Genomic DNA, 26,128 nt, shown 5'->3' with positions numbered 1-26,128 from the left:
AATCAGCGGCGGGATATTACCCCTGCTGTAAATCTTCGTCGTTATCATTATCGAACAGTGTTTTATCTGTCTGCCCCAGGATCTGACTGGTAACTGTACCTGCGGTCATGGAACCACTGACGTTCAGCGCGGTACGGCCCATATCAATCAGCGGCTCGACAGAGATCAGCAGGGCGACCAGGGTGACCGGCAGACCCATCGCAGGCAGGACGATCAGTGCTGCGAAAGTCGCACCACCGCCGACACCGGCAACACCGGCAGAGCTGACTGTCACAATACCGACCAGTGTGGCAATCCACAGCGGGTCAAACGGGTTGATACCGGCGATAGGTGCAACCATCACCGCCAGCATTGCCGGGTAAATCCCCGCACAGCCGTTCTGACCGATAGTGGTACCAAAGGAGGCGGCGAACCCGGCGATGGAGTCAGGAATACCGATACGACGGGTTTGCGCTTCCACACTCAGCGGAATACTGGCCGCACTTGAACGGCTGGTAAAGGCGAAGGTCAGTACCGGCGCGATTTTACGGAAGAAACGCAGCGGATTGATACCGGCAATACCAACAATCAGGCCGTGAACCACAAACATCAGCAGGATAGCGATATAAGAGGCAACCACAAAAGTGCCTAATTTAATGATGTCCTGAATATTTGAACCGGCAACGACTTTGGTCATCAGTGCAAATACACCGTACGGGGTAAAGCGCATGACCAGACGTACCAGTTTCATCACCCATGCCTGGAGGATATCAATTGCCCCGAGCACTTTGGCACCGCGCTCTTCGTTGTCTTTGATCAGCTGAAGTGCGGCAACACCCATAAAGGCGGCAAAAATCACCACGCTGATAATCGAGGTCGGATTAGCACCGGTCAGGTCAGCAAACGGGTTTTTCGGAATAAAGGACAGAATAAGCTGCGGCACGGTCAGATCAGAGACTTTGCCGGCATACTGCGATTCCAGCTGGGTCAGGCGCGCTGTTTCTTTCACACCCTGAACCAGCCCGTCTGCGGTCAGACCGAAAGCGAGTGTGACCAGAATACCGATCAATGCAGCAATCGCCGTGGTGATCAGCAGGGTGCCGATAGTCAGTACGCTGATTTTACCCAGGGAGGATGCCTGATGCAGGCGGGCAACCGCGCTGAGGATAGAGGCGAACACCAGCGGCATGATGACCATCTGCAACAGCTTCACGTAGCCGTTACCGACGATATCAAACCATGGCAGTGCCTGTTTTACGGCATCATGTTCTGTCCCGTAGAATGCATTCAGCCCGAGGCCGAACAGAACACCGATCACCAGACCGGTGAGTACCTTTTTGGAAAGGCTCCAGTTTTTATTGCTGCAGAGCTTCATCAGCATCAGCAGCAGAATAACGAATATGGCGAGATTGCTGATTAATGGAAAGTTCATCCCGGTCTCCGATACCTGTTGGTATGTTGTTATAGTGTGTTGATTACATCGCATACAGTTGTGCAAATGCAGGAACTGTAAAAGATTCGTTATAGATTAACAGGAGTTTTCCGCATCACTTATAACGAATCTGAATTATTTATAGCTATATTGTAGATCACAGGGAATGATTTGACATGAATAGTCACTAAACAGACTATTTTCTATAGCGGGCGGTTATATAAAATCAGTTTCTTATAGCACAGCGTTTATCTGCGCCAGCACCAGCTCCCGCACATGAGCCCACCAGGTTTCCCAGTGTGCGGGCAAATAAAATGAGGCCAGCAGTACAATCAGCGCCACACTGCGCTCTGCCCGTTTATTGCCGCTGCTGCCCAGCAACGGAATACAAAAACGCCAGCGCACCGGCCATAACAGCGGAATACCGGCTGTCGTCAGCATATCGCCCGCCAGATGACTCAGATACCCGACAATGACTGCCTGGTAAAAATCGGCCGGAACAGACCAGCTGACCGGCAGTTGTGTGCGGAATAAAATAACACCGGTCAGAATAGCCAGCAGGCTGTGAGTAAAACCCCGGTGACCGCACAGGCGGGAAACCGGCACAGAAATAAAACGAACCCACTGACCCAGCATGGACTTCGGGTGATCGATATCCGGCAGCAGTGCTCCGGCCAGGGCGCCGGGGATCAGGTGCAGCCAGTCCCCCTGACTGATATCAGGCGAAATCTGAAGCTGATGAACCATCACTACAGAAGCGACAGAGAAAAGCAGGTGACCCTCAGCCGTCATGATACCAGGTAAATACTCAGGTGTTTATTTATACAGTGTTACAGTATAAAGTTTTTTATGTCGCCCGGCCAGAGGGTAAGAAAGAAAAAGGCTTATTTATTAATGGATAACTATGGAATATTTCACTAACGGAGCAGGGCGGGCAATTTCCCGCCACACTGTTATCAGAAAAACACCATCAGCAAAACGTTATCAGCAAAACGTTATCAGCGAACCATCGCAGCCGTCAGTTCATTGAGTGACGACAACCGGTAATCTGCCAGCGACCAGCGCGGATCTGCCGCCATTTCAGCAGCCGGTACCACAATGGAGCGCATCCGGGCCGCCTTACAGGCGATCATGCCGTTAACGGAGTCCTCCAGCGCAACGCACTGCACCGGCGGAACACCCAGCGCTTCAGCTGCGTTCAGATAAACCTGCGGGTGCGGCTTGCTGTATGGCAGGTCACCGGCAGAAACTACCGCATCAAAATAATGGCGGATGTTAAACATTTCCAGGACAGATTCCAGCATGTAGAGCGGTGATGCGGACGCCAGAGCGATTTTCAGGCCCTGTGACTGGCACAGAGAGAGCGCATGTTCCACGCCCGGCAGAAGCGGACGCTCTTTTTCCACCATCGCGATAGTGGAATCAATAATCCGCTGAGTGACATCCTGTTTTGACGGTGTCTGCCACGGTGAGACGTGATACCACAACTCCACGACCTGATCGATACGCAGACCCAGCATATCGGGCAGTTTATCCCGCAGTGACATATCCAGGCCGATGTCGCTGAAAACCTGATTTTCACTCTGAAGCCAGAACGGCTCAGAATCAATCAGTAAACCATCCATATCAAAAATAGCGGCCTGTACCGGTAAGGTGTGGGACATAGTGTATGCTCCTGATATCCTGCAATGAATTAAAACATCCTCTGATTGTAACAAGCCGTGGCGGAGAGTTCATTAAGTGACTTAATAATTTACGGGGTAAAAAAGTCCGGAATAATGATAATGATCTTCTCCTGACTTCTGCGCTATGATTACTGAGAAAATATCAAATGAGGAAAGCGCATGACGCTGCAACAAGCCCGCTGGGTTGCTGTATTTAAACGGGTGGCAGGCTGGGTGGTTTTTATTCCGGCTCTGATCTCAACTATCGTTTCTTTACTGAAACTGGCTCATCAGCAGAGTACCGGCAGTGATAAAATTAATGCGGTTATCGGGGATTTTATTAATGTGGTGACGGAAATGATCCGTGTAAATACACCTTTTCTGAACACATTCTGGAACAACTCCCCCGTACCGGATAAATTACTCGGTTTTGAAGGTCATAATCTGAGTTTTTTACTGATTTATATCCTGATATTTGTCGGGCTGGCGCTGAGCGCTTCCGGTATCCGGATGTCCAGACAAGTCCGGTTTATTCGTGAGAATATCGAAGATCAGGTGATTATTGAGAATGCCAGAGAGAGCGGAAAAACGCCTGCGGATTTAATCGCCAAAATTCGCATCCCGAATCACACCATTTTCCGGCAAATTTTTGTGCTGTATGTGCTGCCGGTATTTATCGGCGCCATTGCGTGGTTCTTAATTAAATTTCTGAACTGGTAAACAGAGTTATCTGAAAAAATACCCCGCAGGATCGCTGACGGGGTATTTTTTTATCCGGAAAACGGGGTTATCCCGCGAGAATATCGTCAATAATAGCCTGAGCGCTCTGGTAATAACGGTCACCGAATAAGTGACTGCGATGAAGCTGGTAATAGAGCTGATACAGCGGCTGGCGCTCTAAGAAACCACTCTCCAGAGGCCAGACCTGCTGATAGCCGTCGAGGATCTGCATCGGCAGTTCAGGGAAAAACGAGAGCATTGCCAGATCACACTCACGATCACCCCAGTAACAGGCGGGGTCAAATGCGACAGTTCTTCCGTCAGCGACAGCCGCACAGTTTGATGGCCACAAATCACCATGGAGCAGAGAAGGTTGCGGCTGGTGGTTTGCCAGTTTTTGCTGCACACGCTGAATAATGTTGTCGATATCGCCGAAGATAATGCCTTTTTCTTTCGCCAGCTGTAATTGCCAGCCAATCCGTTTTTCGGCAAAGAAAGAGGCCCATTTTTTATCCCAGGCATTCGGCTGCGGATTAGTACCCAGCAGGTTATCTTCATCGAAACCATAGCGGGGCTGTTCATGCCACTGGTGCAGACGCGCCAGCTGCTGCCCGAACATATACGCGGAATGGGAATCAAAAGGTTTCAGCGGCAGATATTCCATAATCAGAAAGCTGACATCTTTTGCCGACCCGACGCCATATACAGCGGGAGTTGTCAGTGTGCTGCTGCGGCTGAGAGCATCAAGCTGTTCGGCCTCAGTTTTGAATACCTGCAACATGTCACGCCGGTTGTATTTGATGAAAACCGGGTGATCGCCGTAACGGGCACTCCGGGAAAAGTGAATTTCACCGCCATTGAGCTGTTTCTTGTCAGAGAACGAGTGTTCGCCGAAATGTTCACTGAGTATACGTCCTGCTGCCTGCCACATGAGCCACCCCACTAAGCCGTCTATCAGTCAGTCTATCTTACCGCCGGAAAATAAAAGAAAAAAGCGGACATCTCACACAAATTACACAGTAACCGCAGGGAAATACAGAAAAGGACAAAAACAGAGGGTTGTTTCGGAAGAGTCCGGATGCGGGGGATATTCCGGTAACAGAATATCCCCCGTTATGCAGAGGGTCAGGCAACCTGTCTGCGGCGTTTCAGCGCGGATAACCGTAACTGGTTGTAAATCAGTGCCAGCACAAAATAGAGTGCCTGCACCAGTACAATACAGGCACCGGTAGCTCCGTCAATATGGAAGCTGACAACCGTACCGATATAACTCGAACTGACAGAAACCAGAATTGCCACCAGAATCATTTTGCCGAAACTGCGGCACAGCAGAAAGGCGATGATACCCGGCGAGATAAGCATGGCAATCACCAGAATGATCCCGACGGCCTGCAGAGAGGCAACGATAGTCAGCGCCAGCAGTGACAGCAGCCCGTAATGCAGCAGACGAACCGGCAGGCCGATAACCCGTGCCTGGTTGGGGTCAAAGCAGTACAGCATGAAATCTTTATATTTCACCATCAGTACAACCATCGTCAGCCCGGCGATAATCAGGGTCTGGCGCAGTTCAGCCTGTGTGATCCCGAGGATATTACCGAACAGAATATGTGTCAGGTGCTGTTCGGTATCAATGCGGGTAAACAGTACCAGGCCAAGCGCAAACATACCGGAGAAGACAATACCCATGACGGTATCTTCTTTGATTCTGCTGTGTTCTTTCAGATAACCGGTGGCAAAGGCGCAGAAAAGCCCGGAAATAAAAGCACCGATAATCAGCGGAATGCCCATCACAAATGCCATTACTATGCCCGGCAGAACGGCATGAGAAATAGCATCCCCCATCAGCGACCAGCCTTTGAGCACCAGAAAGCAGGAGAGAACAGCACAAACCGCACCGGTCAGAATAGCGGCCAGCATGGCCCGCTGCATAAACGGGAAAGCAAACGGGTCAATAAACAATGAGGTCAGAAAATCACTCATGAGTTTGCCTCCTGACGCAGTTTTGCTGATTCCCGGCGGGCACGGCGGCGGGCGGACAACATGCCGTGTTTTGGCGCAAAGAAGAAAGCGATCAGGAAAATAATTGTCTGCAGGGTCACAATCATGCCGCCGGTGGCTCCGTTCAGAAAATAACTGATATAGGCACCGGCACTGCTGGTCACTGCCCCTAAAATAACAGCGATGATCAGCAGTTTTTTAAATTGATCCGTTAACAGATAGGCGGTAGCTCCGGGGGTGATGACCATCGCAATGACCAGAATCGCCCCGACAGTCTGAAGTGCCGCGACAGTACAGGCGCTCAGCAGGGTAAAGAAGATAATTTTCAGTGCCAGCGGATTCAGACCAATAGAGCGGGCATGCGTTTCATCGAAAAAGACCACCAGCAGATCTTTCCAGATAAACATCAGCACGAGGAAAGAAACAGCAATAATAATTTCCACCTGCAGCATGTCTTCATCCGCAATCCCGAGAATATTTCCCATGATGATGGTCTGTACATTCACAGAGGTCGGGTTCAGGGAGACGATCAGCAGACCGGCGGCAAAGAAAGTGGAAAAGATAAACCCGATCACAGCATCTTCCCGCAGCCTGGTCAGATGGCGGACAAACGTCATGGAAAGCGCGGCCAGCATACCGGTGAAAAATGCGCCGACAGAGTAAGGAAAACCGAGGGCGTAAGCCCCCGCGACACCCGGAACCACGGAGTGGGAGAGGGCATCCCCCATCAGCGACCAGCCTTTGAGCATCAGGTAAGCAGACAGAAAGGCACACACGGCACCGACAATGCCGCTCACCCAGATAGCTTTCACCATATAATTGTATTCAAACGGCTGGAGTAACAGCTCTGTCATGGCTGCTCGTCCTTACTGCCGGTTTTCACCGTCAGATTATCCTGATGACCGTAGAAGACAGCGGCGCGTTCGTCGTCGGTAATCACAGTCAGTGAACGCGGGTCGTCGTCGTCATGCAGGTCCGGACCGGACAGGTTGATATGACGCAGCACACCACCGAATGTTTTTTCCAGGTTTTTCTGCGTGAACGTGGTGGCGGTCGGGCCGCTGTCGAGCACAGTACGGTTTATCAGGATCACATGATCACAGAATTCAGGGACGCTGCCGAGGTTGTGGGTGGATACCAGCACCAGATGTCCCTCTTCACGCAGTGAACGCAGTAAATCAATAATGGCATTCTCTGTTTTGACATCCACTCCGGTAAACGGCTCATCCAGCAGCAGGACTTTTCCGTTTTGTGCGAGGGCGCGTGCCAGAAACACACGTTTTTTCTGTCCGCCGGAGAGTTCGCCTATCTGGCGGTGACCCAGACCGGTAAGGCCGACGCGTTCCAGAGCGTCGGCGACAGCTTTTTTATCCTCTTTGCCGGGAATTCGCAGAAAACCCATTTTGCCGTAACGGCCCATCATCACGACATCAGAGACCAGAACCGGGAAGTTCCAGTCCACTTCTTCTGTCTGCGGAACATAGGCAATCACATTTTTTTTCAGCGCGGCACGTACCGGTTCATCATTCAGTGTCACCCGCCCCTGTGTCGGTGTAACCAGCCCCATAATGGTTTTGAACAGGGTGGACTTACCGCTGCCGTTAATACCGACGAGCGCACAGATAGAACCGCCTTCTATGCTGAAGCTGGCATCAAAAATGGCGGTATGACCATTGTTATAGGTGACAGTGGCGTTATCGACAACCAGCTGTGGCTTGCTGAACTGATCACTCATTGATGAAATCCTTTGGCGATAGTATTTACAGTAGTATTGAGCAGATCAATATAGGTCGGAACCGGGCCGTCAGCGGCGGACAGGGAATCCACATACAGTACGCCGCCGTATTCTGCGCCGGTTTCTTTGGCAACCTGTTTCGCCGGTTTGTCAGAGATAGTACTTTCGCTGAATACAACCGGGATTTTATATTTACGAACGGTATCAATCATATGACGCACCTGCTGTGGTGTGCCTTGCTCTTCTGCGTTAATCGGCCACAGATAGACTTCCTGAAAACCGTAATCATTGGCCAGATAACTGAACGCACCCTCACTGGTTGCCAGCCAGCGCTGGTTTTCAGGGATATTGGCCAGACGGGCACGCAGCGGGGCATCAAGCGCTTTTATTTTTGCCGCATACGCAGCCGCGTTTTTATTATAGGTTTCCGCATTGGCCGGGTCATGTTTTACCAGTGCGGCACGAATATTTTCGATGTACATCAGGGCGTTGGTCGGGGACATCCAGGCATGCGGGTTCGGATTACCGTTATACGCACCGCCGCGGATAGAATTTGGTGTAATTCCCTCAGTAATGACAACCGCCGGGACATCCTGTAAATTTTCAAAGAAGCGTTCAAACCAGCGCTCCAGATTCAGACCGTTCCACAGAATCAGGTCAGCATCCTGTGCGCGCATGATGTCTTTCGGGGTCGGCTGGTAATCATGGATTTCCGCACCGGGTTTGGTGATTGATTCCACAACAGCAGCATCACCGGCCACGTTTTGCGCCATATCCTGAATGATGGTGAAAGTGGTAACGACTTTGAATTTTTTCTCTGCCGCAGCGGAATATCCGCTGACAGCACACAGTGTCAGCAGCAACACAGCATGCCGGAAGATCTGTGTCAGGGACGGAAAGGAAAACGTATTTTGTTTTTTGTTCATTTTATCAGCCAGCCTGGTTAAAGTGTGACAATCACTAAGGATATCGTTGATGATAATGATTATCAATATCATTTGTGCTTGTCAAGCACTTCCGTAATATCTTTATAACATTCAGTACGATCGATTCACACTATGCTATGAATCACATAAAATGTAAAAGTTAAGTAAACTCCTTTTGGTTTATGTGTGTTTTCAGTATTCTTAGCTTCGTCAGAATGCCGGATAAAGGGTAACAGTGTGAAAAAAACCGTTAGTGTGATTGCTTTAGCATTATTGTTGGCGGGCTGCTCAGGAAGCAGCGAACAAAACCGCACCAATTACGGCTCCGGCGGCTGGATAACACCGCCATCTTCCGGCATTACTGATTCTTCCGTTTATCCGGTAAAGGGCAGTGGTGTCTATCCTGCAACCCCGTTTGATCAGTTTATCCGTCAGGCATCTAACCGCTATGAGGTCGACGAAACACTGATCCGTGCCATTATTGAGGTTGAATCCTCTTACCGGCCTGAAGTTATCAGTAAATCCAATGCCGTTGGCCTGATGCAGATTAAAGCCTCTACGGCCGGACGTGATGCTTATCGTGTAAAAGGCCGTAACGGCGAACCGAGCACCCGCGATTTACTGGACCCGCAAACCAACATCGATATCGGCACAACCTATATCCGGATTATCCGTGACCAGCATCTGGCCGGCATTACCGACCCGCAAACGCTCAATTACGCAACGATTGTCTCCTACGTTAACGGTGCCGGAGCTTTACTGCGCACGTTTGATAACAACCGTGCACTGGCGATTGAGAAAATCAATGCGCTGTCAGCCGATGAATTTTATGAGCATGTACAGAGTAAACACCCTGCATCACAGGCTCCGCGTTATCTGTGGAAAGTGAAAAATGCTTACCGCGCCCTGGCGATGGCTGACTGATCTTCTGACTTCCCCTTCATAAATACCGCCTCCGTTGCAGATGCTGCGCCGCAGTGTGAATCTGCAACGGAAGCGTCCTGCTGAGTTTCCCCTGCAATAAATCCGGTCTGCTGTTTCTGTATCACGCGCCTGCTCCCTGTGAATAAAAAGCATACGATTTACGCCGGTAATAATGAAGAAAAGAATGAGAGGGCATGGGGAATTGCGTGTTATGCGGAATAATGAAAAAAAAAGCCCTGATTCAGGATCAGGGCAATAAAAATACCAAAAGTTCACTTATCTCTACTACGGCCGGAGTATAACGGACAATATTTTACAATTGGTGAATTAAGAATGATAAATTGTATCAATGTTTTACCTGATCGTTCCGCAAAATGAATGATTGTGCCGGGCAAAAGAGCGTGGTGAATTTTAAAAATGAACTGAAGTCATTTGACTCATTGGCGGAAGATAATCCGGTTCTTCCCTGAAAGCGGGCGGCGGCAGATTTTAACAACGGTATTCTGCCGTACAGAAAATAATTTAAAATCTGCCGCAGATGCTGTTTTAAAAAGGAAATGTTCACAATTTCTGCATTCTTTGTGACACCGCACACTTTTTCAGATACCTGGTCACATAAACCTATTAATCCTTATTTGCTGTGCTAGTATGGATTTCGAGTTCCGGCAAGGGCGCCCGGCAGATTATTATCCGCAGGTGTGACCCGGCTTGCAATGTACGCAAGAAATTGCCGGTAACGTACTGAAAATCAAATAAATGAGATTTCTATATGTGATCTTACGTATGGGTCACCACTGTAGATAAGGATTTAAAAATGCCTGTAATTACTCTTCCTGACGGCAGTCAGCGCCAGTTTAACCATCCTGTTTCTGTCCTTGATGTTGCGAATGATATCGGTGCCGGTCTGGCGAAAGCCTGCATCGCCGGTCGTGTTAACGGTACGCTGGTCGATGCCTGCGATATGATCGAACACGATGCCACGTTAGCCATTATCACCGCCAAAGACGAGGAAGGTCTGGAAATCATCCGCCACTCCTGTGCTCACCTGTTAGGTCATGCTATCAAACAATTATGGCCGAACACCCGCATGGCGATTGGTCCGGTCATCGATAACGGTTTCTATTATGACGTTGACCTCGATGAGTCTCTGACCCAGGAAGACCTGGAGAAACTCGAACAGCGGATGACGGAACTCGCCAAAAAAGATTATGACGTGGTGAAAAAACGCGTCACATGGAGCGAGGCCCGCGAGACGTTCGTTTCCCGTGGTGAAGATTACAAGGTTGAAATTCTGGACGAGAATATCGGTCAGGATGAGCATCCTGCACTGTATTTCCATGAAGAATATATCGATATGTGCCGTGGTCCGCACGTACCGAATATGCGTTTCTGCCATAGCTTCAAATTACAGAAAGTGGCCGGTGCCTACTGGCGCGGCGACAGCGAAAACAAAATGCTGCAACGCATTTACGGTACCGCGTGGGGCGATAAGAAGCAGTTAGCTGCCTATCTCCAGCGCCTGGAAGAAGCCGCAAAACGCGATCACCGTAAAATCGGTAAGCAGCTTGACCTGTATCATATGCAGGAAGAAGCGCCGGGTATGGCGTTCTGGCATAACGACGGCTGGACAATTTTCCGTGAACTGGAAGTGTTCGTCCGTGTGAAACTGAAAGAGTACGATTACCAGGAAGTAAAAGGTCCGTTTATGATGGACCGCGTTCTGTGGGAAAAAACAGGACACTGGGAAAACTACAAAGAGCATATGTTCACAACGTCTTCTGAAAACCGTGAATATTGCATTAAGCCGATGAACTGTCCGGGTCATATCCAGATCTTCAATCAGGGTCTGCGTTCTTACCGTGATCTGCCGCTGCGTATGGCAGAGTTCGGCAGCTGCCACCGTAACGAATCTTCCGGTGCACTGCATGGTCTGATGCGTGTCCGCGGCTTTACTCAGGATGATGCGCATATCTTCTGTACAGAAGAGCAGGTGATGGACGAAGTCAGCGCCTGTATCCGTATGGTCTATGACATGTACTCCACTTTCGGCTTTAAAAAGATTGTGGTTAAGCTGTCTACCCGTCCGGAAAAACGCATCGGTTCTGATGTCCAGTGGGATAAAGCCGAAGCTGACCTGGCAAGCGCACTGAAAGAAAACAACATTGAATTCGAATATCTGCCGGGCGAAGGTGCCTTCTACGGGCCGAAAATTGAATTTACTTTGTATGATTGTTTGGATCGTGCATGGCAATGTGGTACAGTGCAGCTCGATTTCTCTCTGCCGGCTCGTCTGGGTGCAACTTACGTTGCCGAAAACAATGAACGCGTTACCCCGGTGATGATTCACCGCGCGATTTTAGGCTCAATGGAGCGCTTCATTGGTATCCTGACTGAAGAAACTGCCGGTTTCTTCCCGACATGGTTAGCGCCTAACCAGGTAGTGGTAATGAATATCACTGATTCTCAGGCCGATTATGTTCAGAAAGTCGTCAAAGAACTGCAGGATGCCGGAATTCGTGCAAAAGCAGACTTGAGAAATGAGAAAATTGGCTTTAAAATTCGCGAACACACGCTACGTCGTGTTCCGTATATGCTGGTCTGCGGTGATAAAGAGATGGAAACAGGCGAGGTGTCTGTTCGTACCCGTCGCGGCAAGGATCTTGGCAGCATAAACGTGAGCGAATTTAAAGACGCACTGCTTGAAGAAATTCGCAGTCGCAGAATTGAAGAACAACCGGAGGAATAAGGTATTAAAGGCGGAAAAAGAATTCAAACAGCACGTCCGAACCGTATCAATGCGGAAATCCGTGTCAATGAAGTTCGTTTAACTGGTCTTGAAGGTGAACAGCTTGGTGTTGTGAGCCTGAAAGAAGCTCTTGAGAAAGCCGAGGAAGCCGGGGTTGATTTAGTTGAAATCAGCCCTAATGCCGAACCGCCCGTTTGCCGTATCATGGATTACGGCAAATTCCTCTACGAGAAAAGCAAATCGGCTAAAGAGCAGAAGAAGAAACAAAAAGTTATTCAGGTTAAGGAAATTAAATTCCGTCCTGGCACAGATGAAGGCGACTATCAGGTCAAACTACGCAACCTGATTCGTTTTCTTGAAGATGGCGATAAAGCCAAAATCACACTGCGGTTCCGTGGTCGTGAAATGGCGCACCAGCAGATTGGTATTGAAGTGCTTAACCGCATCAAAGAAGATCTGAGTGAATTAGCTTCCGTCGAATCCTTCCCGTCGAAGATCGAAGGTCGCCAGATGATCATGGTGCTCGCTCCTAAGAAGAAATAGTCCGGCAATCCAAGTAATAAATGCCGGGGGCAACCCCGGCTTTTATTCGCCGGATTAATTCGTTGTTTAACAATGCGAAGTGGAAATAAAAATGCCAAAGATTAAAACTGTACGTGGTGCAGCTAAGCGTTTCAAAAAAACCGCTAAAGGTGGTTTCAAACGTAAGCATGCTAACCTCCGTCATATCCTGACTAAAAAATCAACTAAGCGTAAACGTCATTTACGTCCGAAAGGTATGGTCTCCAAAGGGGATCTGGGTTTAGTTGTCGCTTGCCTGCCATACGCATAAGCAAGTTTTTTAGCAAAGTTTACGACTTTAGGAGATTAGTATGGCTCGTGTAAAACGTGGTGTCATTGCTCGCGCACGTCACAAAAAAATTCTGAAACAAGCGAAAGGTTACTACGGTGCCCGTTCGCGCGTTTATCGTGTTGCCTTCCAGGCAGTAATCAAAGCTGGTCAGTATGCTTACCGTGACCGTCGTCAGCGTAAGCGTCAGTTCCGTCAGCTGTGGATTGCACGTATCAACGCAGCAGCTCGTCAGAATGGTCTGTCTTACAGCCGTTTCATCAACGGTCTGAAAAAGGCATCCATCGAAATCGATCGTAAGATCTTAGCCGATATCGCTGTATTCGATAAAGCCGCATTTACTGCGCTGGTCGAAAAAGCAAAAGGCGCTCTGGCGTAATTGTTCAGACGGAAGAGGGAGCTTGCTCCCTCTTTTGCTGTCCGGCAGAAAAAATCTGCAGAATGAATAATTTGTCATTGTATATCCTTACGGTTTTCGCGTAATATGAATAAATACATCCTGTTAACTGACAAATAGTTGAGAAAATGAATAATATCGTTTCTTTCCGCTTCTTTTTTTACTTTAGCGCCTGAACTCAGGGGGCTTTGCGCGTAAAAAAGAAACGAAAAGTAACGCCGTAAGCCTCCAGTATGGAGGCTTTTTTGTTTCAGGGGTTTGCCGGAACGGGTGAGACAATCACGTCCGGCAGCACCGTCGTCATTCGTCATAATTGAAGACCACAGGGTCAGAGGAATAGGAAAACATGCCACATCTCGCTGAACTGGTTGCTCAGGCAAAAGCAGCCGTCGAAGAGGCAAAGGATGTTGCAGCGCTGGAATCGGTACGTGTTGAATACCTGGGTAAAAAAGGGCATTTAACCTTACAGATGCAATCGCTGCGGGATCTGCCGCCGGAAGATCGTCCTGCTGCGGGTGCAGTGATTAACGAAGCCAAACAAGAGGTTCAGACAGCACTGAATGCCCGTAAAGATTCCCTGGAATCTGCGGCTCTGAATGCCCGTCTGTCCGCTGAGCGGATTGATGTCTCGCTGCCGGGACGCCGCATGGAAAACGGCGGCCTGCATCCGGTTACCCGTACCATTGAGCGTATCGAAACCTTTTTCGGCGAACTGGGCTTTTCTGTTGAATCCGGCCCTGAAATTGAAGACGACTATCATAACTTTGATGCACTGAATATTCCGGCGCACCATCCGGCGCGTGCTGATCACGATACGTTCTGGTTTGATGCCAAACGTCTGCTGCGTACGCAGACCTCCGGTGTGCAGATCCGTACCATGAAAGATAAACAGCCGCCAATCCGCATTATTGCGCCGGGCCGCGTTTACCGTAATGACTACGACCAGACCCATACCCCGATGTTCCATCAGACAGAAGGCCTGATTGTGGATACTGATATCAGTTTCACCAATCTTAAAGGTACGCTGCATGATTTCCTGAATCATTTCTTTGAAGAAGAAGTGCAGGTGCGTTTCCGTCCGTCCTACTTCCCGTTCACTGAACCTTCTGCGGAAGTGGATGTGATGGGTAAAAACGGCAAATGGCTGGAAGTGCTGGGTTGCGGGATGGTTCACCCGAATGTGCTGCGCAATGTCGGCATTGACCCGGAAATTTACTCCGGTTTCGCCTTTGGTATGGGAATGGAGCGCCTGACTATGCTGCGCTACGGCGTGAGCGATTTACGCGCATTCTTCGAAAACGACCTTCGTTTCCTCAAGCAATTCAAATAAGGCGGGATACTCTCATGAAATTCAGTGAACTCTGGTTACGCGAATGGGTAAACCCGGCTGTCAGCAGCGACGCGTTATCTGATCAGATTACCATGGCCGGCCTGGAAGTGGACGGTACAGAAGCCGTTGCCGGTCAGTTTAACGGTGTGGTTATCGGTGAAGTGGTTGAGTGCGGACAGCACCCGAACGCCGATAAACTGCGGGTGACAAAAGTAAATACCGGCGGTGACCGCCTGCTTGATATCGTCTGCGGCGCGCCAAACTGCCGTCAGGGCCTGCGTGTGGCTGTTGCAACAGTTGGAGCGGTCTTACCGGGTGATTTCAAAATCAAAGCGGCCAAACTGCGCGGTGAGCCGTCTGAAGGGATGCTCTGCTCATTCTCCGAGCTGGGGATCAGTGCAGATCACAGCGGTATTATTGAATTACCGGCAGATGCGCCAATCGGTACTGATCTGCGCGAATACATGAAACTGGATGATACTGCTGTTGAAATCAGCATCACGCCAAACCGTGCGGATTGCCTGAGCATCCGAGGCGTGGCCCGTGATGTGGCTGTTATCAATAAAATGGATTATCAGGCACCGGATATGTCACCGGTTGCTGCTGTTCATCAGGAGACGTTCCCGATCCGCGTTGATGCGCCGCATGCGTGTCCGCGTTTTACCGGTCGTGTGATTAAAAACGTTGATGTGACAGCAAAAACGCCGCTGTGGATGGTGGAAAAACTGCGTCGCGGCGGTATCCGTTCTATCGACCCGGTCGTGGATATCACTAACTACGTTCTGCTGGAGCTGGGTCAGCCGCAGCATGCCTACGATCTGGATACCCTTGAGGGTGAACTGATTGTCCGTATGGCTGAGCAGGGTGAGAAACTGACGCTGTTGGACGGTAACGAAGTCACGCTGACTGACAACATTCTGGTGATTGCTGATCGCCGCGGCGCGCTGGGCATGGCCGGTATTTTCGGTGGTGAGCACTCCGGTGTGTCTGAAACCACCAAAAATATCCTGCTGGAAACGGCGTTCTTCAACCCGCTGGCTATCACCGGCCGTGCACGTCAGTATGGTCTGCATACCGATGCTTCACACCGTTTCGAACGTGGTGTTGACCCGAAATTACAGCGTATGGCCGCTGAACGTACCACGCGCCTGATTCTGGAAATCTGCGGTGGTGAGCCGGGCGAAATTATTGAAGTTGTTTCTGAGGCGGATTTACCAAAAACGGCAACTATCACGCTGACCCGTAACAAACTTGACCGTCTGATCGGTCACCATGTGGATGATGCACAGGTGACTGATATCCTGACCCGTCTGGGCTGCGATGTGAAAACCGCACAGGATCAGTGGCAGGTGACTGCACCGTCATGGCGTTTTGATATGGAAATCGAAGAAGATCTGGTGGAAGAAGTGGCCCGTATTTACGGCTACAACAATATCCCTGATGTTCCGCTGCGTGCTGACCTGATCATGACCTCCCGCCATGAAGCGCATCTGCCGCTTAAGCGCGTGAAAACACTGATGGTTGACCGTGGTTTCCAGGAAGCGATTACTTACAGCTTTGTCGATCCTAAGATTCAGGCTCTGCTGCACCCGGGTCAGGACGCGATTATTCTGCCGAACCCGATTTCTGCGGATATGTCAGCCATGCGTCTGTCATTACTGACCGGTCTGCTGAGTACTGTTGTATACAACCAGAACCGTCAGCAGAGCCGTGTCCGCCTGTTTGAATCCGGTTTACGCTTTGTTCCGGATGCTGCCGCAGACCTCGGGATCCGTCAGGAAACCATGCTGGCAGGCGTTATCGCCGGTAACCGTCATGAGGAACACTGGTCATCGGAAAAACAGGTCGTTGATTTTTATGATTTAAAAGGTGATCTGGAAGCCATTTTAGAATTGACTGGTAAATTAGATCGTGTATCGTTTAAAGCAACGACGAATCCGGCCCTCCATCCGGGACAAGGTGCTGAGATTTATCTGGAAGATGAGCATATTGGTTATATCGGTGTGGTTCATCCGGAACTGGAGAAAAAACTGGATCTCAACGGCCGTACGGTTGTCTTTGAAATCCGCTGGGACGCACTGACAAACCGTATTATTCCTGAAGCTGAAGCAATTTCACGCTTCCCTGCGAACCGCCGGGATATCGCCATCGTTGTGCCGGAAAACGTCGCTGCTGAAGACATTCTGAATGAATGTAAAAAAGTTGGCGTAAATCAGTTAGTTGGCATAAACTTATTTGACGTGTACTGTGGTAAGGGTGTTGCTGAGGGTTATAAGAGTCTGGCGATCAGTCTGACCTTACAGGATACAGAGCGTACACTTGAAGAAGATGAAATTGCAGCAACCGTAAACAAATGCGTTGCCGCGTTGCAACAGCGATTTAAAGCATCCTTGAGGGACTAAACCTATGGCGCTTACTAAAGCTGAAATGTCAGAAAATCTGTCGGAAAAACTGGACCTGAGCAAACGCGATGCGAAGGACCTGGTTGAACTGTTTTTTGAAGAGGTACGCCGTTCTCTTGAGAATGGTGAGCAGGTAAAATTATCCGGTTTCGGAAATTTTGATCTGCGGGACAAGAATCAGCGTCCGGGCCGTAACCCGAAAACGGGTGAAGATATTCCTATCACAGCCCGTCGTGTTGTCACTTTCCGCCCGGGGCAGAAGCTGAAAGCCAAGGTCGAAAAATCGACACCGAAAGAGTAAGACCTGAAACGACCTCGTATGAGGTCGTTTTCTTTTCTGTGGTTTGTCAGACATTAACGTCGTTCTGACTCAGGTATACTGCCTCCCGTCTTTAATAATGACAGGGATCTCATGCATATTCACAACCCCATCACAAAGCTGGTACAGACGCGGAAAAAGCGGGATGTACAGCGTATCATTTTTCTTTCCGTTACGTTACTTATCATGATCACTGTTGCACTCTGTGCCGGTGAGATGTGGATTTTACCGGACCAGTGGTTATCTGAAACCGCACAGCTGTTTGTCTGGGATCTGCGTTTTCCGCGTGTACTGGCCGTGATTGCGGTGGGGGCCGGGCTGGCGATGGCCGGTGCGGTGATGCAGGCTATTTTTGAAAACCCGCTGGCAGAACCCGGATTGCTCGGCGTGAGCAACGGCGCGGGGGTATTTGTTGTCTTTATTGTTCTGTTTTTCAAGGGCATGCCGCCACTGTGGGTGCTCGGGGGCGGGGCGGTGATCGGGGCGACACTGCTGACGCTGATTTTACTTTATTTTGCCCATTTCCGGCGGCTGAGTAACAGTCAGCTGTTACTGGTCGGGGTGGCGCTCGGGGTTATCTGCGGCGCATTTATGACCTGGATGGTGTATTTCAGCACCAGTCTGGATTTACGCCAGCTGATGTACTGGATGATGGGCAGTTTCTCCGGGGCTGACTGGCGGCTCAGTCCGCTGCTGGCGGCCATTGCGGTGGTGGCTGTGTGGCTGCTGTGGCAGGCACCGGTGCTTAATTATCTCGCGCTGGGAGAGGTGAATGCCCAGCAGCTCGGGGTATCAGCTCACCGCTGGCGTAATGTGTTTATTATCGCCGTCGGGTTACTGATCGGGCTGAGCGTGGCAGTGGCCGGGGCTATCAGTTTTATCGGGCTGATTATCCCGCATATGCTGAGGCTGATGGGAATTACTGATCACCGTACATTATTACCCGCCTGTGCGTTATTCGGCGCGGTCAGCCTGCTGCTGGCAGATCTATGCTCGCGGCTGATTTTATCGAATGCAGAAATTCCGATTGGTGTGGTGACCGCGACTATCGGTGCACCGGCCTTTATTTATCTGCTGACCAGGCATCACGGAGGACGGCGCTGATGGAAAAATGCTTACTCGATGTCAGTGCTGTCAGTGTTGGCCGCCGTTTGTCCTGTGAGGCACTGCAATTTTTTACCGGACAGCAGATTCACCTGCTGGGGCCGAACGGTTCCGGTAAGAGCACTCTGCTGGCGGCACTGGCGGATGCCGTGCGCTATGACGGGCAAATCTGCTATCGCGGCACAGATTTAAAAACGATCCCCAAACGGCAGCAGGCGCAGTTTCGTGCTTATCTGACGCAAACCACCGATGGTGTGCCGGTCATGACGGTTTTTCAGTATCTGCAACTCTATATGCCGGCAGTGCAGGAAAATACACAACTTATTTATCAGCTGTGCGGTGATTTTCAGCTGGAGCAGTTATTACCGCGCATGCTGACGCAATTATCCGGCGGCGAATGGCAGCGGGTGAAAATAGCGGCAATATTTCTGCAATTATGGAATACGGATGATTTATCCGGAAAATACCTGCTGCTGGATGAGCCGCGTAATCATCTGGATATTACCCAGCAGGCGATGCTGGATAAATGGATAGCCCGGTTTTGTGAGCAGCGCGGTACGATTATTACCAGCGGTCATGATTTAAACCACAGCTATCTGCACGCCGATGCGGTGGTGCTGCTTAAAGGTGGTCAGTTACTTGCGGCCGGTGAAACTCAGGTAATTATGACAGAAGATATTTTGAGCGAACTTTTTCAGTCTGAAATAAAAAGTATCAGGCCGGCACAAGAAACTCATTGGCAAATAACAGATTGGCATCAACATCACCGCTGATTTTTGTTATGCTGTCACATAAATTTGTTGTTATGTAGTCGACGTAAAGATTAAGAATTGTTTAAACGAAACCCTGGTGTTGAGCGTCAATTGAATCAATTCAGGATATAATCATCACTTCCGATTCTTATTAGGTTGTATTTATGCTTGAGTTTCTTCCGTTTTCCCGGCCTGCTATCGGGGAGTCAGAAATCGCCGCTGTTGAAAAAGTACTGCGTTCCGGCTGGATTACGACCGGCCCGCAGAATCAGCAACTGGAAGCGGATTTCTGTCAGCGTTTCGGCTGTAAACACGCCATCGCTCTGGCATCAGCAACCGCGGGTATGCATGTTGCACTGATGGCACTGGGTGTCGGCCCGGGGGATGAGGTGATCACACCTTCTCAGACCTGGGTTTCCACTATCAATATGATTGAGCTGCTTGGTGCGGTGCCGGTGATGATTGATATTGACCGCGACACGCTGATGATTCAGCCGGATGCTGTACGCGCCGCTATTACACCGAAAACCAAAGTAATCATTCCGGTTCATTATGCCGGAGCCCCCTGTGATTTAGTTGCTTTACGTGCGATTGCACAGGAACATAATGTTTTCCTTCTGGAAGACGCCGCACATGCCGTCGGCACCCGTTACCGGGATGAATGGATCGGCGAAAGCGGTACGGCGATTTTCTCTTTCCACGCGATTAAAAACGTCACCTGTGCGGAAGGCGGATTAATTGCCACAGATGATGATGAACTTGCACAGCGTATCCGCTGTCTTAAATTCCACGGGCTGGGTGTGGATGCGTTTGATCGTCAGATGCAGGGGCGTAAGCCGCAGGCTGAAGTGGTCGAACCGGGGTTTAAATATAACCTGTCAGATATCCATGCGGCGATTGCGGTGGTGCAACTGAGCCGGATGGACGAGCTGAATGCGCGCCGTGCACACCTGGCACAGCTTTACCGCGAAGCCCTGGACGGACTGCCGGTTAAATTGTTATCCGTGCCGGATTACCCGCATCTGCATGCTAATCATCTGCTGATGATCCGTGTGGATAAAGCAGTCTGCGGCATCGATCGCGATACCTTTATGGAGCAGTTAAAAGCGGTCAGTATCGGGACGGGCCTGCATTTCCGTGCAGCGCATACCCAGAAATATTACCGGGAACGGTACCCGTCATTATCACTGCCGGACTCGGAGTGGAACACCGCGACATTATGTTCGCTGCCGTTCTTCCCGGATATGAAAGACAGTGATGTGACCCGTGTGACAGACGCAATCAAAGCTATTCTTGCGGAGCAGAAATAAGTGTCATTTAACGAAATTAAAAAAGTCTCAGTCGTGATTCCGGTATACAACGAGGAAGAAAGCCTGCCTCAGTTGCTGGAACGTACAATCAAATCCTGTCAGTCACTGAAACAAGCCTATGAAATTGTACTGGTGGATGACGGCAGCCGCGACCGTTCAGCGGAAATGCTGACACAGGCGGCGAAAATTCCGGAAAACCATGTGGTTGCTGTTCTGCTGAACCGTAACTACGGCCAGCACTCTGCGATTATGGCCGGATTCAGACAGGCGGACGGTGACCTGGTGATCACCATGGATGCGGATTTACAGAATCCGCCGGAAGAAATTCCGCGCCTGGTTGAGAAAGCGGAAGAGGGTTATGACGTGGTCGGCACACGCCGTGCAAACCGTCAGGACTCCTGGTTCCGTAAAACGGCCTCAAAAATGATCAACAAAATGATCATCGCCGCAACCGGCAGTGCCATGGGTGATTACGGCTGCATGCTGCGCGCCTATCGCCGTCATATCATTGATGCCATGTTACAGTGCCATGAGCGCAGTACATTTATCCCGATTCTGGCGAACACGTTTGCCCGTAAAACGATTGAAATTGATGTTAAACACGCAGAGCGTGAATTCGGCGACTCAAAATACAGTTTCCTTAAACTGATCAATCTGATGTATGACCTGCTGACCTGCCTGACGACCGCACCGCTGCGCCTGTTAAGCATCGTCGGCAGTATCATAGCCGCGTCCGGTTTCCTGCTGGCGCTGTTACTGATTATCCTGCGCGTGGCCTTCGGCGCGCTGTGGGCAGCAGAAGGGGTGTTTACCCTGTTCGCTATCTTATTCATGTTTATCGGCGCACAATTCGTGGCAATGGGTCTGCTCGGGGAATATATCGGGCGGATTTATAACGATGTTCGTGCACGTCCCCGGTATTTTATTCAAAAAGTGGTCGGCGCTCAGGCGAAAGAGACCAGTGAAACTGAAAATCAGGAAAAAAACTAATGAAAGCAATCGTATTTGCCTACCATGATATTGGTTGTGTCGGATTGAAGGCCCTGAAACAAGCGGGCTTTGATATTCAGGCCGTCTTTACCCATACGGACGACCCGGGTGAAAACCATTTCTTTTCATCGGTAGCCCGCGTCAGCGCGGACATGGAACTGCCGGTTTATGCCCCTGAAAACGTTAACCACCCGCTGTGGGTGGATCGCATCCGTGAGCTGAAACCGGATGTTATTTTCTCTTTCTATTACCGCGATATGCTGAGCGAAGACATTCTGGCGCTGGCACCGAAAGGCGCATTCAACCTGCACGGTTCTCTGCTGCCGAAATACCGTGGCCGCGCGCCAATCAACTGGGCTGTTCTTAACGGTGAAACCGAAACCGGTGTCACTCTGCACAAAATGGTCGCCAAAGCGGATGCCGGTGATATCGTTGCGCAGGAAAAAGTCACTATCGGTGCGGATGACACTTCTCTGATTGTTCACGGTAAAGTCCGTGAAGCGGCAGAAATCCTGCTGAATAAAACATTACCGCTGATTGAAGCCGGTACATACAAAACCACCGCGCAGGATGAATCTCAGGCAACGTATTTCGGCCGCCGTTGTGCGGAAGATGGCCTGATTGACTGGAACCAGCCTGCGGCACAGATCCACAACCTGGTCCGTGCAGTGACTGAACCGTATCCGGGTGCATTTACCTTCCTGGGTGAGCGCAAAATGATCATCTGGCGCAGCCGCGTGCTGACCGACAACAAAGGCAAGCGTCCGGGAACCGTTATTTCTGCCGAGCCGCTGGTGATTGCCTGCGGAAACGGCGCGCTGGAAGTGATCAGCGGTCAGGGCGAATCCGGCCTGTATGTGCAGGGTACCCGTCTGGCAGCGGAAATGGGCATTGTGACCGATGTCCGCGTCGGACCGAAAGCCACTGCTCAGGTTGCCCGCCGTAAGCGTGTTCTGATCCTGGGTGTGAACGGTTTTATCGGTAACCATCTGACTGAGCGTCTGCTGGAAGACGGCAACTATGATATCTACGGTATGGATATCAGCTCTTCCGCGATTGACCGTTTCATCGGTGATGAGCGTTTCCACTTTATCGAAGGGGATGTCAGCATCCACACCGAGTGGATTGAGTATCACATCAAAAAATGTGATGTCATTCTGCCGCTGGTGGCAATCGCCACGCCAATCGAATACACCCGTAACCCGCTGCGTGTGTTCGAGCTGGACTTCGAAGAAAACCTGAAAATCGTCCGTTACTGTGCGAAATACAACAAACGGATCATCTTCCCGTCCACCTCTGAAGTGTACGGCATGTGTGATGACAAAGAGTTCGACGAAGACAATTCACGCCTGATTGTCGGCCCAATCAATAAACAGCGCTGGATCTACTCTGTTTCCAAACAGCTGCTTGACCGGGTTATCTGGGCATACGGTGCGAAAGAAGGTCTGAAATTCACACTGTTCCGTCCGTTCAACTGGATGGGACCGCGTCTGGACAGCCTGAATTCTGCGCGCATCGGCAGCTCCCGTGCTATCACACAGCTGATCCTGAACCTGGTGGAAGGGTCACCAATCAAACTGGTTGACGGTGGTGAGCAGAAACGCTGCTTCACTGATATCCATGACGGTATCGAAGCCCTGTTCCGTATCATTGAAAACCGTGACGGTAAATGTGACGGTCAGATTATCAACATCGGTAACCCGGTGAACGAAGCGAGTATCCGCGAACTGGCAGAAATGCTGCTCGATTGCTTCGAAAAACATCCGCTGCGAGACAACTTCCCGCCGTTTGCCGGCTTCCGTAAAATCGAAAGCAGCACCTATTACGGTAAAGGTTACCAGGATGTGGAACACCGTAAACCAAGCATTAAAAACGCGGAGCGTTTACTGGACTGGAAACCGACTATCGACACCCGCCAGACTGTGGAAGAAACACTCGATTTCTTCCTGCGCGGTGCGGTTGAAGAGCTGAGGAATGACGAGTAATGAGAAATGTCGGCCTGCGGGTTGACGTGGATACCTACCGCGGCACATTGGAAGGTGTGCCGCAGTTACTGAAGGTATTTGCGCAGCACGATATTAAAGCCAGTTTTTTCTTCAGCGTCGGGCCGGATAATATGGGGCGTCACTTGTGGCGCCTTTTGCGTCCTAAGTTTCTGTGGAAAATGCTGCGCTCCAATGCGGCTTCATTGTATGGCCTTGATATTCTGCTGGCCGGTACGGCATGGCCGGGTAAGAAAATTGCCCGTGACCTGGGGTATCTGATGAAGCAGACGCTGGATGCCGGTCATGAGGTTGGTTTGCACGCCTGGGATCATCAGGGCTGGCAGGCAAAAATCGGCCGCTGGACACCGGAACAAATCACCGAACAGATCCGCCTGGGTACAGATGCGTTATCACAGGCGACCGGACAGCCGGTGCAGTGCTCCGCTGTTGCGGGCTGGCGTGCGGATGAGCGGGTGATTGAAGCCAAGCAGGCATTTGGTTTTGCATATAACAGCGATTGCCGGGGGACGCATCCGTTTCGTCCGCTTCTTGCAGACGGGACTACCGGAACCGTGCAGATTCCTGTTACACTGCCGACCTATGATGAAGTGGTTGGGCCGCAGGTGGCTGATGCGGATTTTAATGACTTTATCCTCGATGCCATCAGACGGGATCAGGGCGTGCCGGTCTATACTATCCACACAGAAGTGGAAGGGATGTCCAAAGCCGCGCAGTTTGAAGCATTACTGGAACGGATTAAAAATGAGGATTTCCGCTTTTGTCCGCTCAGTGAACTGCTGCCGTCTGATTTATCAACATTACCGACAGGCAAAGTGGTCCGGGGGGATTTCCCCGGCCGGGAAGGCTGGCTGGGCTGCCAACAAGAGGGATAGCATTGCATGCTGAATAACCGGGCGAGTAAAATCGGAGCCTTTCTGCTGGCTCTTTTTTTCGTGTTAACTTACCTTTTCCCTATCAATGATCGTCTGCTCTGGCATCCGGATGAAACCCGGTATGCGGAAATCAGCCGTGAAATGGTGACACAGGGTGACTGGGTTGTCCCCAAATTACTCGATCTGCGTTATTTTGAAAAACCGGTGGCCGGTTACTGGGTGAATAACATCAGCCAGCTGGTCTTCGGTCATACCAATTTTGCTGTCCGTGCCGGCTCCGTATTCAGTGTCCTTATCAGCACACTGCTGGTTTACTGGATGACCCTGCTGATGTGGCGCAACCGCCATACTGCGTTTGTTGCGTCGCTGGTCTTTATCTCCATGTTTCTGGTATTCAGTGTCGGCACATACAGTGTGCTTGACCCGATGTTTGCTATGTGGGTGGTGGCCTCGATGGCTTTCAGCTTCAGAGCACTGAAAGCTGAAAATCTGAAAACCAGGATAACCTCCTGGTGCCTGCTGGGTTTGTCCTGCGGTATGGGATTTATGACCAAAGGCTTTCTCGCACTGGCTATTCCGGTGGTGGCGATGCTGCCGGTCATGCTGTACCAGCGGCGTTTCACTGAATTACTGAAGTTCGGGCCGCTGGCCGTGATCTGTGCTGTACTGATCAGCCTGCCGTGGGCGATAGCGGTACATCAGCAGGAGCCGGATTACTGGCGCTATTTTATTGTGGTGGAGCATTTCCAGCGTTTCTCCGGTGAAGATGCCCAGCACGCCTCGCCGGTCTGGTATTACATTCCGGTGATCCTGCTCGGCTGTCTGCCGTGGCTGGCGCTGCTGCCGGGAGCATTGTCCAAAGGCTGGAAAGAGCGGCGTAATAATCCGCCGATGTTCTTCCTGTTCTGCTGGTTTGTTGCCCCGTTCCTGCTGTTCAGTATTGCCAAAGGCAAACTGCCGACATACATGCTGCCGCTGATGGCGCCTCTGGCGGTAATGATCGCCAAATACGGCGTTGACTGCGTCCGCAAACACCGGATGCGGGCGTTACAGGCGAACGGTATTCTGAATCTGGCTTTTGGTGCTGTCGCTGTCGCCGGATTGATCGTGGCCAGTTATCTGGTCAAAAAACCGATTTATCAGCCGGATGAATGGTCCAAAGTGGTACTGGGTATTGTCGCCTTTACTATCTGGGGCATCATCGGCTATCTCTGTTATCTGCTGAAAGCAAAACACTGGCTGTGGGCAGCTTCCTGCTCGCTGGTAGTCAGTTTGATCTTCGGCAGTGCGGTGCCGGATCGCTCAGTGGACTCAAAACTGCCGCAGCTCTTTATCCGCCAGAATATGGCCGATCTGGAAAAGAGCCCGTTTATTGTCAGTAACAGCGTCGGTATCGGCGCCGGGCTGGCGTGGGAACTGAAACGCGGAGACATTTACCTGCTGAATAATTCCGGTGAGCTGACTTACGGTCTGAAATATCCGGACAGTGAATACCGCCTTCTGAAGGATGCAAATTTCGCAGAATGGCTGGCGGAAACCCGTAAAAAGGGGCAGGTCGCACTGCTGGTAACAGATAAAAATGATACCTACGATGCCAAACTGCCGCCGGCAGACAAGCGCACCGAAAACAGCCGGATGACGCTCTATATCTACGATAAACAGCCATAAGGTG

At 50.6% G+C, this 26,128-nt stretch carries 26 protein-coding genes and 1 other annotated feature; of the genes, 16 read left to right on the top strand and 10 right to left on the bottom strand.

The genetic code is table 11. From position 1 onward, the window contains the following. Positions 1 to 16 precede the first annotated feature (16 nt). The 3 genes from AAZR23_RS07020 to hxpB all read right to left on the bottom strand — a co-directional run bounded on the left by AAZR23_RS07020 (position 17) and on the right by hxpB (position 3,075). On the bottom strand, positions 17 to 1,411 hold the full coding sequence (locus tag AAZR23_RS07020; protein ID WP_046893582.1) for an L-cystine transporter: 1,395 nt from the start codon (positions 1,409 to 1,411) through the stop codon (positions 17 to 19). 234 nt (positions 1,412 to 1,645) lie between these two features. Then, on the bottom strand, positions 1,646 to 2,203 hold the full coding sequence (locus AAZR23_RS07015) for a metal-dependent hydrolase (RefSeq protein ID WP_046893581.1): 558 nt from the start codon (positions 2,201 to 2,203) through the stop codon (positions 1,646 to 1,648). A 206-nt stretch (positions 2,204 to 2,409) separates the two neighbouring features. Further along, the gene (gene hxpB, locus AAZR23_RS07010; RefSeq protein ID WP_218454170.1) at positions 2,410 to 3,075 is read right to left on the bottom strand and encodes a hexitol phosphatase HxpB; all 666 of its coding nucleotides are present in this window, start codon (positions 3,073 to 3,075) and stop codon (positions 2,410 to 2,412) included. A gap of 180 nt (positions 3,076 to 3,255) precedes the next feature. Between hxpB and AAZR23_RS07005 the strand changes: the two genes are divergently transcribed. Then, the gene (locus tag AAZR23_RS07005) at positions 3,256 to 3,795 is read left to right on the top strand and encodes a YniB family protein (RefSeq protein ID WP_434691481.1); all 540 of its coding nucleotides are present in this window, start codon (positions 3,256 to 3,258) and stop codon (positions 3,793 to 3,795) included. A 67-nt stretch (positions 3,796 to 3,862) separates the two neighbouring features. Here the strand turns inward: AAZR23_RS07005 and AAZR23_RS07000 are convergent, their stop codons facing one another. From AAZR23_RS07000 to AAZR23_RS06980, 5 genes are all read right to left on the bottom strand, one after another. Further along, positions 3,863 to 4,726, bottom strand: coding sequence for a fructosamine kinase family protein (locus AAZR23_RS07000; RefSeq protein ID WP_046893578.1), 864 nt, complete (start codon positions 4,724 to 4,726; stop codon positions 3,863 to 3,865). Between the two features lie 194 nt (positions 4,727 to 4,920). Continuing rightward, positions 4,921 to 5,775, bottom strand: coding sequence for a metal ABC transporter permease (locus AAZR23_RS06995; RefSeq protein WP_052926821.1), 855 nt, complete (start codon positions 5,773 to 5,775; stop codon positions 4,921 to 4,923). After that, positions 5,772 to 6,647 (bottom strand): metal ABC transporter permease, encoded by an 876-nt coding sequence (locus AAZR23_RS06990; RefSeq protein WP_046893576.1) that lies wholly within the window; start codon positions 6,645 to 6,647, stop codon positions 5,772 to 5,774. The genes AAZR23_RS06995 and AAZR23_RS06990 overlap by 4 nt, the downstream gene beginning before the upstream one ends. Next, on the bottom strand, positions 6,644 to 7,528 hold the full coding sequence (locus tag AAZR23_RS06985; protein ID WP_046893575.1) for a manganese/iron ABC transporter ATP-binding protein: 885 nt from the start codon (positions 7,526 to 7,528) through the stop codon (positions 6,644 to 6,646). Before AAZR23_RS06985 ends, AAZR23_RS06990 begins: the two co-directional genes overlap by 4 nt. Continuing rightward, positions 7,525 to 8,454: a metal ABC transporter substrate-binding protein gene (locus tag AAZR23_RS06980; RefSeq protein ID WP_046893574.1), complete on the bottom strand. Its 930-nt coding sequence runs from the start codon at positions 8,452 to 8,454 to the stop codon at positions 7,525 to 7,527. The genes AAZR23_RS06985 and AAZR23_RS06980 overlap by 4 nt, the downstream gene beginning before the upstream one ends. Positions 8,455 to 8,691: 237 nt before the next feature. On the opposite strand from AAZR23_RS06980, the gene AAZR23_RS06975 reads away from it, so the two are divergent. After that, complete coding sequence (locus AAZR23_RS06975) at positions 8,692 to 9,378, top strand: transglycosylase SLT domain-containing protein (protein WP_052926823.1); 687 nt, start codon at positions 8,692 to 8,694, stop codon at positions 9,376 to 9,378. Here AAZR23_RS06975 and AAZR23_RS06970 read toward each other — a convergent pair. Next, complete coding sequence (locus AAZR23_RS06970) at positions 9,351 to 9,503, bottom strand: hypothetical protein (RefSeq protein ID WP_434691474.1); 153 nt, start codon at positions 9,501 to 9,503, stop codon at positions 9,351 to 9,353. The genes AAZR23_RS06975 and AAZR23_RS06970 overlap by 28 nt on opposite strands. 689 nt (positions 9,504 to 10,192) lie before the next feature. Here AAZR23_RS06970 and thrS point away from each other — a divergent pair. The 4 genes from thrS to rplT all read left to right on the top strand — a co-directional run bounded on the left by thrS (position 10,193) and on the right by rplT (position 13,353). Then, positions 10,193 to 12,124, top strand: coding sequence for a threonine--tRNA ligase (gene thrS / locus AAZR23_RS06965; RefSeq protein ID WP_046893572.1), 1,932 nt, complete (start codon positions 10,193 to 10,195; stop codon positions 12,122 to 12,124). Between the two features lie 3 nt (positions 12,125 to 12,127). After that, positions 12,128 to 12,667: a translation initiation factor IF-3 gene (infC, locus tag AAZR23_RS06960; RefSeq protein ID WP_072056868.1), complete on the top strand. Its 540-nt coding sequence runs from the start codon at positions 12,128 to 12,130 to the stop codon at positions 12,665 to 12,667. 91 nt (positions 12,668 to 12,758) lie between these two features. After that, positions 12,759 to 12,956 (top strand): 50S ribosomal protein L35, encoded by a 198-nt coding sequence (gene rpmI / locus AAZR23_RS06955; protein ID WP_004235358.1) that lies wholly within the window; start codon positions 12,759 to 12,761, stop codon positions 12,954 to 12,956. A gap of 40 nt (positions 12,957 to 12,996) precedes the next feature. Then, positions 12,997 to 13,353 carry a 50S ribosomal protein L20 gene (gene rplT, locus AAZR23_RS06950; protein ID WP_004235362.1) on the top strand — a complete coding sequence of 119 codons (357 nt, stop codon included), beginning with the start codon at positions 12,997 to 12,999 and terminating at the stop codon, positions 13,351 to 13,353. Positions 13,354 to 13,427: 74 nt separating this feature from the next. On the opposite strand, the gene AAZR23_RS06945 is transcribed toward rplT, so the two are convergent. After that, positions 13,428 to 13,682 carry a hypothetical protein gene (locus AAZR23_RS06945; RefSeq protein WP_141651481.1) on the bottom strand — a complete coding sequence of 85 codons (255 nt, stop codon included), beginning with the start codon at positions 13,680 to 13,682 and terminating at the stop codon, positions 13,428 to 13,430. Next, positions 13,496 to 13,621: a sequence feature (Phe leader region), on the top strand. (Overlaps the previous gene by 126 nt.) A 35-nt stretch (positions 13,683 to 13,717) precedes the next feature. Here AAZR23_RS06945 and pheS point away from each other — a divergent pair. The 10 genes from pheS to arnT all read left to right on the top strand — a co-directional run bounded on the left by pheS (position 13,718) and on the right by arnT (position 26,124). Beyond that, positions 13,718 to 14,701 (top strand): phenylalanine--tRNA ligase subunit alpha, encoded by a 984-nt coding sequence (pheS, locus tag AAZR23_RS06940; RefSeq protein ID WP_052926825.1) that lies wholly within the window; start codon positions 13,718 to 13,720, stop codon positions 14,699 to 14,701. 14 nt (positions 14,702 to 14,715) lie between these two features. Next, positions 14,716 to 17,103, top strand: a complete 2,388-nt coding sequence (gene pheT, locus AAZR23_RS06935) for a phenylalanine--tRNA ligase subunit beta (protein ID WP_434691468.1) — start codon at positions 14,716 to 14,718, stop codon at positions 17,101 to 17,103. 4 nt (positions 17,104 to 17,107) lie between these two features. Next, positions 17,108 to 17,404: an integration host factor subunit alpha gene (gene ihfA, locus AAZR23_RS06930; RefSeq protein WP_004235369.1), complete on the top strand. Its 297-nt coding sequence runs from the start codon at positions 17,108 to 17,110 to the stop codon at positions 17,402 to 17,404. Between the two features lie 111 nt (positions 17,405 to 17,515). Continuing rightward, the gene (gene btuC / locus AAZR23_RS06925; RefSeq protein ID WP_072125171.1) at positions 17,516 to 18,526 is read left to right on the top strand and encodes a vitamin B12 ABC transporter permease BtuC; all 1,011 of its coding nucleotides are present in this window, start codon (positions 17,516 to 17,518) and stop codon (positions 18,524 to 18,526) included. Next, positions 18,526 to 19,299, top strand: coding sequence for a vitamin B12 ABC transporter ATP-binding protein BtuD (locus tag AAZR23_RS06920; RefSeq protein WP_434691463.1), 774 nt, complete (start codon positions 18,526 to 18,528; stop codon positions 19,297 to 19,299). The genes btuC and AAZR23_RS06920 overlap by 1 nt, the downstream gene beginning before the upstream one ends. A gap of 143 nt (positions 19,300 to 19,442) precedes the next feature. Further along, the gene (gene arnB, locus AAZR23_RS06915) at positions 19,443 to 20,588 is read left to right on the top strand and encodes a UDP-4-amino-4-deoxy-L-arabinose aminotransferase (RefSeq protein WP_434691460.1); all 1,146 of its coding nucleotides are present in this window, start codon (positions 19,443 to 19,445) and stop codon (positions 20,586 to 20,588) included. Continuing rightward, on the top strand, positions 20,589 to 21,578 hold the full coding sequence (arnC, locus tag AAZR23_RS06910; RefSeq protein WP_434691457.1) for an undecaprenyl-phosphate 4-deoxy-4-formamido-L-arabinose transferase: 990 nt from the start codon (positions 20,589 to 20,591) through the stop codon (positions 21,576 to 21,578). It abuts the gene before it with no gap. Further along, positions 21,578 to 23,563 (top strand): bifunctional UDP-4-amino-4-deoxy-L-arabinose formyltransferase/UDP-glucuronic acid oxidase ArnA, encoded by a 1,986-nt coding sequence (gene arnA, locus AAZR23_RS06905; RefSeq protein WP_283623806.1) that lies wholly within the window; start codon positions 21,578 to 21,580, stop codon positions 23,561 to 23,563. The genes arnC and arnA overlap by 1 nt, the downstream gene beginning before the upstream one ends. Continuing rightward, positions 23,563 to 24,456 carry a 4-deoxy-4-formamido-L-arabinose-phosphoundecaprenol deformylase gene (gene arnD, locus AAZR23_RS06900; RefSeq protein ID WP_107679755.1) on the top strand — a complete coding sequence of 298 codons (894 nt, stop codon included), beginning with the start codon at positions 23,563 to 23,565 and terminating at the stop codon, positions 24,454 to 24,456. Before arnA ends, arnD begins: the two co-directional genes overlap by 1 nt. Before the next feature lie 6 nt (positions 24,457 to 24,462). Then, entirely contained in the window at positions 24,463 to 26,124 is a 1,662-nt protein-coding gene (gene arnT, locus AAZR23_RS06895) for a lipid IV(A) 4-amino-4-deoxy-L-arabinosyltransferase (RefSeq protein ID WP_166708029.1), read from the top strand. Positions 26,125 to 26,128 lie beyond the last annotated feature (4 nt).

It is taken from the genome of Morganella sp. Je.2.23 (assembly GCF_051129855.1).
Lineage (GTDB): Bacteria > Pseudomonadota > Gammaproteobacteria > Enterobacterales > Enterobacteriaceae > Morganella > Morganella sibonii.
The sequence above is the reverse complement of the archived record's forward strand: the minus strand, read 5'-3'. Positions and strand labels throughout refer to the sequence as shown.

Bases quoted from the DNA above. Each gene is read 5' to 3' on its own strand.
- AAZR23_RS07020 (WP_046893582.1), bottom strand. From the start codon at position 1,411: ATGAACTTTCCATTAATCAGCAATCTCGCCATATTCGTTATTCTGCTG.
- AAZR23_RS07015 (WP_046893581.1), bottom strand. From the start codon at position 2,203: ATGACGGCTGAGGGTCACCTGCTTTTCTCTGTCGCTTCTGTAGTGATG.
- hxpB (WP_218454170.1), bottom strand. From the start codon at position 3,075: ATGTCCCACACCTTACCGGTACAGGCCGCTATTTTTGATATGGATGGT.
- AAZR23_RS07005 (WP_434691481.1), top strand. From the start codon at position 3,256: ATGACGCTGCAACAAGCCCGCTGGGTTGCTGTATTTAAACGGGTGGCA.
- AAZR23_RS07000 (WP_046893578.1), bottom strand. From the start codon at position 4,726: ATGTGGCAGGCAGCAGGACGTATACTCAGTGAACATTTCGGCGAACAC.
- AAZR23_RS06995 (WP_052926821.1), bottom strand. From the start codon at position 5,775: ATGAGTGATTTTCTGACCTCATTGTTTATTGACCCGTTTGCTTTCCCG.
- AAZR23_RS06990 (WP_046893576.1), bottom strand. From the start codon at position 6,647: ATGACAGAGCTGTTACTCCAGCCGTTTGAATACAATTATATGGTGAAA.
- AAZR23_RS06985 (WP_046893575.1), bottom strand. From the start codon at position 7,528: ATGAGTGATCAGTTCAGCAAGCCACAGCTGGTTGTCGATAACGCCACT.
- AAZR23_RS06980 (WP_046893574.1), bottom strand. From the start codon at position 8,454: ATGAACAAAAAACAAAATACGTTTTCCTTTCCGTCCCTGACACAGATC.
- thrS (WP_046893572.1), top strand. From the start codon at position 10,193: ATGCCTGTAATTACTCTTCCTGACGGCAGTCAGCGCCAGTTTAACCAT.
- rpmI (WP_004235358.1), top strand. From the start codon at position 12,759: ATGCCAAAGATTAAAACTGTACGTGGTGCAGCTAAGCGTTTCAAAAAA.
- rplT (WP_004235362.1), top strand. From the start codon at position 12,997: ATGGCTCGTGTAAAACGTGGTGTCATTGCTCGCGCACGTCACAAAAAA.
- AAZR23_RS06945 (WP_141651481.1), bottom strand. From the start codon at position 13,682: ATGACGAATGACGACGGTGCTGCCGGACGTGATTGTCTCACCCGTTCC.
- pheS (WP_052926825.1), top strand. From the start codon at position 13,718: ATGCCACATCTCGCTGAACTGGTTGCTCAGGCAAAAGCAGCCGTCGAA.
- pheT (WP_434691468.1), top strand. From the start codon at position 14,716: ATGAAATTCAGTGAACTCTGGTTACGCGAATGGGTAAACCCGGCTGTC.
- ihfA (WP_004235369.1), top strand. From the start codon at position 17,108: ATGGCGCTTACTAAAGCTGAAATGTCAGAAAATCTGTCGGAAAAACTG.
- btuC (WP_072125171.1), top strand. From the start codon at position 17,516: ATGCATATTCACAACCCCATCACAAAGCTGGTACAGACGCGGAAAAAG.
- AAZR23_RS06920 (WP_434691463.1), top strand. From the start codon at position 18,526: ATGGAAAAATGCTTACTCGATGTCAGTGCTGTCAGTGTTGGCCGCCGT.
- arnB (WP_434691460.1), top strand. From the start codon at position 19,443: ATGCTTGAGTTTCTTCCGTTTTCCCGGCCTGCTATCGGGGAGTCAGAA.
- arnA (WP_283623806.1), top strand. From the start codon at position 21,578: ATGAAAGCAATCGTATTTGCCTACCATGATATTGGTTGTGTCGGATTG.
- arnD (WP_107679755.1), top strand. From the start codon at position 23,563: ATGAGAAATGTCGGCCTGCGGGTTGACGTGGATACCTACCGCGGCACA.
- arnT (WP_166708029.1), top strand. From the start codon at position 24,463: ATGCTGAATAACCGGGCGAGTAAAATCGGAGCCTTTCTGCTGGCTCTT.